Annotated in this window: 4 protein-coding genes and 3 pseudogenes; 2 read left to right on the top strand and 5 right to left on the bottom strand. The window is 57.6% G+C overall.

Annotated elements, in window-relative coordinates; all coding sequences use genetic code 11:
- Positions 1-285: 285 nt before the first annotated feature.
- Positions 286-583: pseudogene (locus C5L12_RS29165) on the bottom strand (hypothetical protein); the annotation flags it as partial.
- A gap of 238 nt (positions 584-821) precedes the next feature.
- Between C5L12_RS29165 and C5L12_RS27225 the strand changes: the two are divergent.
- Both C5L12_RS27225 and C5L12_RS27220 read left to right on the top strand, forming a co-directional pair.
- Entirely contained in the window at positions 822-1,136 is a 315-nt protein-coding gene (locus C5L12_RS27225) for a helix-turn-helix domain-containing protein (protein ID WP_105375116.1), read from the top strand.
- Positions 1,129-2,382 (top strand): type II toxin-antitoxin system HipA family toxin, encoded by a 1,254-nt coding sequence (locus C5L12_RS27220; protein WP_105375115.1) that lies wholly within the window; start codon positions 1,129-1,131, stop codon positions 2,380-2,382. The genes C5L12_RS27225 and C5L12_RS27220 overlap by 8 nt, the downstream gene beginning before the upstream one ends.
- 339 nt (positions 2,383-2,721) lie before the next feature.
- Here the strand turns inward: C5L12_RS27220 and istA are convergent.
- The 4 genes and pseudogenes from istA to C5L12_RS27195 form a co-directional block, all read right to left on the bottom strand.
- Positions 2,722-4,140 (bottom strand): annotated as a pseudogene (istA, locus tag C5L12_RS27215) (IS21 family transposase); the annotation flags it as partial.
- Positions 4,141-4,218: 78 nt separating this feature from the next.
- The gene (locus C5L12_RS27210) at positions 4,219-4,446 is read right to left on the bottom strand and encodes a DUF6678 family protein (protein ID WP_105375113.1); all 228 of its coding nucleotides are present in this window, start codon (positions 4,444-4,446) and stop codon (positions 4,219-4,221) included.
- Between the two features lie 855 nt (positions 4,447-5,301).
- Positions 5,302-5,910: pseudogene (locus tag C5L12_RS27200) on the bottom strand (3'-5' exonuclease); the annotation flags it as partial.
- Between the two features lie 131 nt (positions 5,911-6,041).
- Positions 6,042-6,709: phosphotransferase (locus C5L12_RS27195; protein WP_105375111.1), on the bottom strand; the 668-nt coding region annotated here is incomplete at its 5' end.

Raw genomic sequence — 6,709 nt, 5'->3', positions numbered from 1 at the left:
ACAATGCTAACTTCCTTCATGGATGCTCTCTCCTCTGAGTGACGTTGTTGCAAACATCACTTTGGCACATCGCGATGCCATCGGGAGGGGGCATCCACTCCATCAGTTCTGCGTGGAAACCAACACCTTATCAGGCGAAGCAGGTGGTCATAGCCAGGCCTAAGGTCTCACAGTGGTTTTGCGAAGCCACACTGTAAAGGAGACCGGCTATGACCGTTTATGGCGCTTTCTTTTTGACCGCCTCAGCTTTGCATGCGCGGACAGGCAACTTTGTCGGCGCAATGTCTTCGCTGACGGGGGGCGCCTTCAGCCAGCGGATGATCGCGTCCAAGGCCGGCCGCAGTTGTTTCTTCAGCTCGGCTGTCATGTCGGCTTCGATCCCGCAGGCGTCTCCAATCGCGATCCAATCGAGATGGCCGTTCAGGATCGGTGGCCGTTTGCGGTAAATGATCAGGCTGATCAGATAGGAGCGGACATTCTCTAGAACCCGCTTTGAGGATATCGGTGCAATACGCACTTCGCAGAATTCCGAAATTTTTCGCTGAAAATGACGTGATGAAAGATCGTGTTTGGGCATGCTCATTCCGTTTCTCTCCGGCACCAGTACCGAGGGCGAGCGGGAATAGGAGCATGCTTTTAAAAAAGCATGTATGGTGGGCAGACCCGCCGGCTGTGGCACTACCATTCAGAAAACAGCGTAAATGACATATAAACGGATCAATTTTTAGATTATGATCCGTATTTACATCTTTTTGGTTGACCGATCCTGGAATGTTTGAGATAGCTTTGCCTTACTCCACGGAGAATGGTGGGATAGGTAGATGGCACGGTCTGAGTCAGAATCGTTGCTGGAGATCGGGCAGTTGCTGAAGGCTACGCGTAAAGTCCGGCAATTGACCCAAGAGCGGGTTGCCGACATGGCGGGTATATCGCGTCCCCGCTATAGAGAGATAGAAGCCGGAAGCAGTTCTGCGCGCACGACGACACTGATCAATATCGCCCGCGCTCTCGGGCTTGAATTGATGCTCATACCGCAAGCCATGGTGCCGGCCGTTGGCGCGCTGCTGCGGCCTCAGGATGATCTCGACGATCTGCCGGCATTCATGGCTCACCCAGATGAGGATGAGAATGTCTGAAGCTTCATCCGATCCGAAATCCATCTCGTCGCTCGACGTGCTGTTGAACGACGTGAAGGTCGGCACGATCGTCAGAACGCCCGGCGACTTCAACGCCTTCAGCTTCGCGGAGAGCTATCGTGAAACGGGCGGCTTTCCGGTGCTCAGTCTGTCTTTTCGCGCAGCCACTGGCGGATTGCGCAAGGACCCGAAACCCGTAGCCCGTGCGTTGCCGGCATTCTTTGCCAATCTGCTCCCCGAAGACAAGCTGCGCGAGGCGATGGAAAAACACCATGCGGGGAGTGTTCGCGCAGGAAACGATTTCGACCTGCTTGTTGCGCTCGGGTCGGATCTGCCAGGTGCGGTCCGCGTCGTGCCGAGCGACGGAACGGTTATGCGTCTCGACAACCTGCCTGCTTCCAAACCGAAAGCCCGGTTCTCGCTTGCCGGTGTTCAGATGAAGCTTTCGGTGATCAAGAACACGGGCAAGGGCGGTGGATTGACGCTGCCGCTCGGCGACGACCAGGGATCCTACATCGCCAAGTTTCCATCGACCTCATTTCCCGGCGTGTCGGAAAATGAATATGCCAACCTCGCATTGGCTGAAGCGATCGGCATGGAGGTTCCCGAACGTGAACTGGTCGAGCAATCGGAGTTCGAGGGTATACCGAAGGAATTCGAGACGCTGTCGGCTGGAAAAGTCCTGCTTGTCAAACGCTTCGACCGTGGCGCAAACGGTGAGCGGATCCATATCGAGGATTTCGCCCAGGTGTTCGGCGTCTATCCTTCGCGGAAGTACGAAGGTGCCGCCTATCATGATATCGCTGCAGCCTTGAACGTTGCCGTTTCGTCCACCGCTGCTCTCGAGTTCGTCCGCCGGCTGGCTCTGGCTGCCATAACCGGCAATGGCGACATGCACCTGAAGAACTGGTCATTGATCTATCGCGAGACAGGCGACAAACCGCAACTCGCGCCTGTCTATGACGTGCTCTCGACGGTCCCTTACATCCCCGCGGATGCCATGGCTCTGTCGCTTGCCGGCGAGCGCCACTTCAAGGCGCTGAACGTACAGCGGTGGAAAGCCTTCTCCAACCGCGCACGCCTGCCGGAAGCCGCAGTTCTCGGGGCGGTGGTCGACACGGTTGAGCTCGTCAATCAGCTGTGGTGGTCACTGCCGGATCGGAAAGTTGTTCCGGCGAAGGTTCTCGAGCGCATCGATACTCACGTGCGGCTGATGACACCAATCCTCGGTACGTGTGCAGACTGAGGCCATCCGGCGGAGCGGCAACAAAACTCTGCTCTAGCCCGCTCGCCAGTTCTCCTGGCGCATCTCTACGCGTTGCCAAATGGCGTCATTGATCCTGATCGACGGCACCTGAACGACACGCACAGCTCGGAAGCATTATCCCGCGCCAGCCTTCACTTTGAGAGGCTTTCGGCTTTCATAGCCGAAGGATTGAAGTGGACGACGGTGTTGTCGGCTTTGGTTCCCGGAAAGCTGAATGCAAATTCAGGTGCGTTGGGATCGGGGAGCCGACCTTCTTCTGCTTCACGCGCTTCTCGGGTTCGAAGAACTCGCGGGATATGTGACCCAACGACGGCAGGTGAGGTACGGGTAGATCGACAGATCCAGTCGCGGCGGCCGGCGCTCGACCCGGCACAGGATTAGATGCTTGACGGCGTCGAAGCCGATTGCGCCGAGCTGAAGGGCCTGCTTCACCGCCGCATGCAGATCTGCCAATTCGAAGCTTTCCAGAAGACGGAGAACCTGCACATATTCCCGCCGCCCATGCTTGGCCATGCGGCCTTCCATCAGCCGGCGCAGCGTCGCGAATTCCTCCGGCAGGTCCCAACCCTGGAGAGGGGCAGCCTGATCCAGGGAGTTGATCTTCTGCTCGATCAGCGGCAGGTAATGAACGGGATCGAAGACGACGTCCTCCCGCTCCCAGCACCGCGGATAACGGGCAATGACCTCGCCGCGGCAACCGATCACCACCTGATCGACATAGCCCCGGACCCAGACGTCTTGATGGCCGTAGGCTACAGGCACGGAATAGTCGTTCGCCTTATAGCGGACGAGCGACTGGGCCGTCACAACAGCGCTGGCCTGGTCGCAGGCATCAAACGGCGACGCGGGCAAGGGGCGCATGGCCGCCAAATCCCGCTGCAATCGTTCGCCGATCGTCTCGCTCTCACCGCGCAGCTTGTCGCGCTGGCGTTTGCGGCACTGCTCTTCCAGAAAAGCGTTGAAGGCGTCCCATGTCGGAAACTGCGGGATCGGCACCATAAAATTACGTCGGGCATAGCCGACGAGACCCTCGACATTCCCCTTGTCGTTGCCTTTGCCGGGACGGCCGTAGCGATCCCGGATCAGGTAGTGGGACAGGAAGCCGCTGAACAACGTCGCCCGCTTGCGTGTGCCGTCCGGCAGGATCTTGGCCACCAGGCAACGGTCGTTGTCATAGACGATCGACTGCGGCACGGCTCCGAAAAAGGCAAACGCATGGATGTGGCCATCCACCCAGGCCTCGGCCACCGCCGCCGGATAGGCCCGCACATAGCAGCCGTCGCTATGCGGCAGATCGAGCACGAAGAAGCGGGCCTTTTGCTCGACGCCGCCGATCACCACCGTCGCCTCACCGAAGTCGGCCTGCGCATGGCCGGCCGGATGCGACAGTGGCACGAATACCTCCTGTCGGCGCTGATCCCGCTCGCGCATGTAATCCTTGATGATCGTGTAGGCGCCGGTGAACCCGCACTCGTCACGAAGCCGGTCGAACACCCGTTTGGCAGTATGCCGCTGCTTGCGCGGCATCACCATGTCAGCTTCCAGCCACTGCTCGATCGTCGAAACGAATGCATCCAGCTTCGGACGCCGGATCGGCGAACGTCGCTGATAGCCGGGCGGTGTCGAATACGACAGCATCTTGGCAACGCTGTCGCGCGATACGTTGAAATGCTTTGCTGCCTGTCGCTGCGTCATCCCTTCGGAAACAGCCAGGCGAACCCTCAAATAAAGTTCCACGGTGTAGATCCCCCGTCCCTCCTGCGATCATTGCAGAAAGGAAATAGGTGGCCGGATTTTACTCCGCCCGCAGCAGCACTATGCCGCCGCTACCGTGGCCGACTTTTCCACCGCCGCTCTCAGATGGGCCATATCTGAAAGAACGCACTTCACCTGATAAGGCGGTGGAAAGGGAAATTCCTCGGCTACGGCCGTGCAAAGTGCTCGCCACTTCGTATCATTCATATGGGAAGACAAGCCGCGTTCCGCGATGGCACGGCGTACTTTCGCGGTCTCATTGCTGTCTGTCGAGCCAATATAGAGCATCCGTCGTTCCTGCTCTTCTTCAACTGGATGTCAGAAACATCGGGCGGAACAGTTAGTCATAAATTTGCATGTGCTATCAAGGAATATGGATTGGTATTGCCCTCTCTGTGATCGCCACGGGATTAATATTAAAGACTTTCGCAAATTGACCGCTCGGTTCTCGGGACAGGGAGCATTCAGGGTGGTTAGTGTTACGACAGAAGATCATCAAGGCCGATCTGCCACCGATCATTTCTCGGGGAGCCCCGGCAAACGCGTAAAGGTGCTGGATCATTTAGGAAGAGTTCGGCGCAAGTGAGTGACGGCTGCTCTCGCCCCAAAGCGGATACGTTCGGTGCCGCAGTGGTGCAATCCTCCATCGGCTAGGGCAGGATACCTGGTCAGTCTGGACTTCAAACGTAGTCTGCAACGTGAGCATTCTGGAGGTAGCCGAACACACGAAAGCGGTCTGCTGTTTCCTCACCTGGCACATGGATTTTCTTCAGTGCAGACCGAACAAGATCGCGCTGATCCGATGTTTCGACGTGAATGTCGACGTGGACAATGTCCTTGTAACCGCCAATGCGAAAATGATGAAGCCACTCGTAATCAGGGCCGTATCTGTAGCCATTTGTCGAAAGCGTACTTCACGCCGGAGTTGGATCAAGCGCATGCATCGCCAAACCGAGTTCGTCCCACTTTGTATCGTTCATGACCGGGTTGAGCATAACGATTCCTTTCGAGCGAGCTGAGGTAGTGTCGTCAGCGACATCAACTACAGGAAGCTCAGGATCAAACTGTCGCTATCTGCGTCGATACAAGGGAAATTGAGACGCCACAATGACTGCAATTGGTGCGAAGCGGAAGATGGCCTTCGCTGCCAAAGGCAGAGGGCTGTAGCTTCCCGGACGTAAGAAGATGTTGGAGCGTGTAAGCGACAGAGCGTGCATCGTCCAACGCATCGTGCCCCTGTAAGTCCGGATGCTCAACGCCGTAATAATCTGCAAGCTTGTTGCTGGGCGTTCGCGCCAAATCCTCGACAGGCATCCCAGCAGCAAGCAGAAGCTTCACGGCGTTATCAAACCGGGGCGCGGGAATCGGTGGCTTAATGCCTTCGACGTAGCAGCTGATTGCGATCATGTTCAGCTCGTCTTTCCCCCATGACCAGAAGGTTGCACCATCAGAAAAGCGGTCAAGATCGTCCAGCGCTGTCTGCAGAGGTCTGCCATCTCGCGTAATTTGTTCCACGGTGATGCCCGTGAGGTCTGTGAAGTAGGGGTCGATTGCATATCGAGCGCCATGCCTGTCGCGCGGCGTCACGTAAGCTTTGAAAGTCTCAAGTATCGGGAAATCTTCTTCGAGGCCGATTTTAACTGCTCCGATTTGAGCAATCACAGGGTCGGGGTCGACAGCTGCACACCAGAAACGACTCTGAGAGCCTTTGATGCAAAGGAACTCGCAGTCGAAGATGATAGCTGTTTTCACGCGCGTCTCCCGACAACATTATCCGCAGCAAGAATAATCGGGCTCGGGGGGAGTGGCAATGACTGGTGGGTTGGCGCAATATGGCCCTCGGAGGTTCCGGCATAGACACTTCTGTCGATCCGCAGAACTGCTCAGACCGCTCGAACTTCGGCAAGCCGCTTCACTGCGTACTCGTCCTGCCAGCAGACGGCGGCTTCCCATGCGGCCGACGCCTGCTCTGCGATGTCATGTGTGCCGTCGTCGAGATCAGCAGCGTTGCCGGGCAGTACCAGGTCAAGGTCGGGCACGTCGACATGTGACTCGTCCCAGTCGATCAACGCGACCCGATCTGCGGTCATGCGGACGTTGGCAGGGTTGTTCGGATTGCCGTGAACAACGCATGTCTCACGCCCGATTAGCCGCGCCCACGCTGCTCGACATCGAATAACGCCCTCGGGCGGCATCGCAGCAAGATTGATCCTGGTTCCGGTTTCAGCACCGAGGAGGTCGGTCGATGATCTCCAGCCAGGCCGCTGCGGCCAGCCCTGGGTCAACCGATGCAGTTCACGGAGTGCATCGGCGACGCGACGCCAGTCTGACATCGTTTCGGGCGGTCCGCCCTCGACGTACTTCATCACTACTAGACCGTCCACGAACAGGCAGCCGCCAGTCGCCGGAACCGGTACCGGAACGGTCATGCCTTTACGGTTGAGGTGTTGGAGGAGGTGGGTTTCCCACGCAAGATCAGCGTCGGTCCTTGAACCAAGACGACCGACCGCGATCTGCCCGTGCACACGAACGGTCCACACGTCATTGGCAA

The organism is Neorhizobium huautlense (genome assembly GCF_002968575.1).
GTDB lineage: Bacteria > Pseudomonadota > Alphaproteobacteria > Rhizobiales > Rhizobiaceae > Neorhizobium > Neorhizobium huautlense.
The sequence above is the reverse complement of the archived record's forward strand: the minus strand, read 5'-3'. Positions and strand labels throughout refer to the sequence as shown.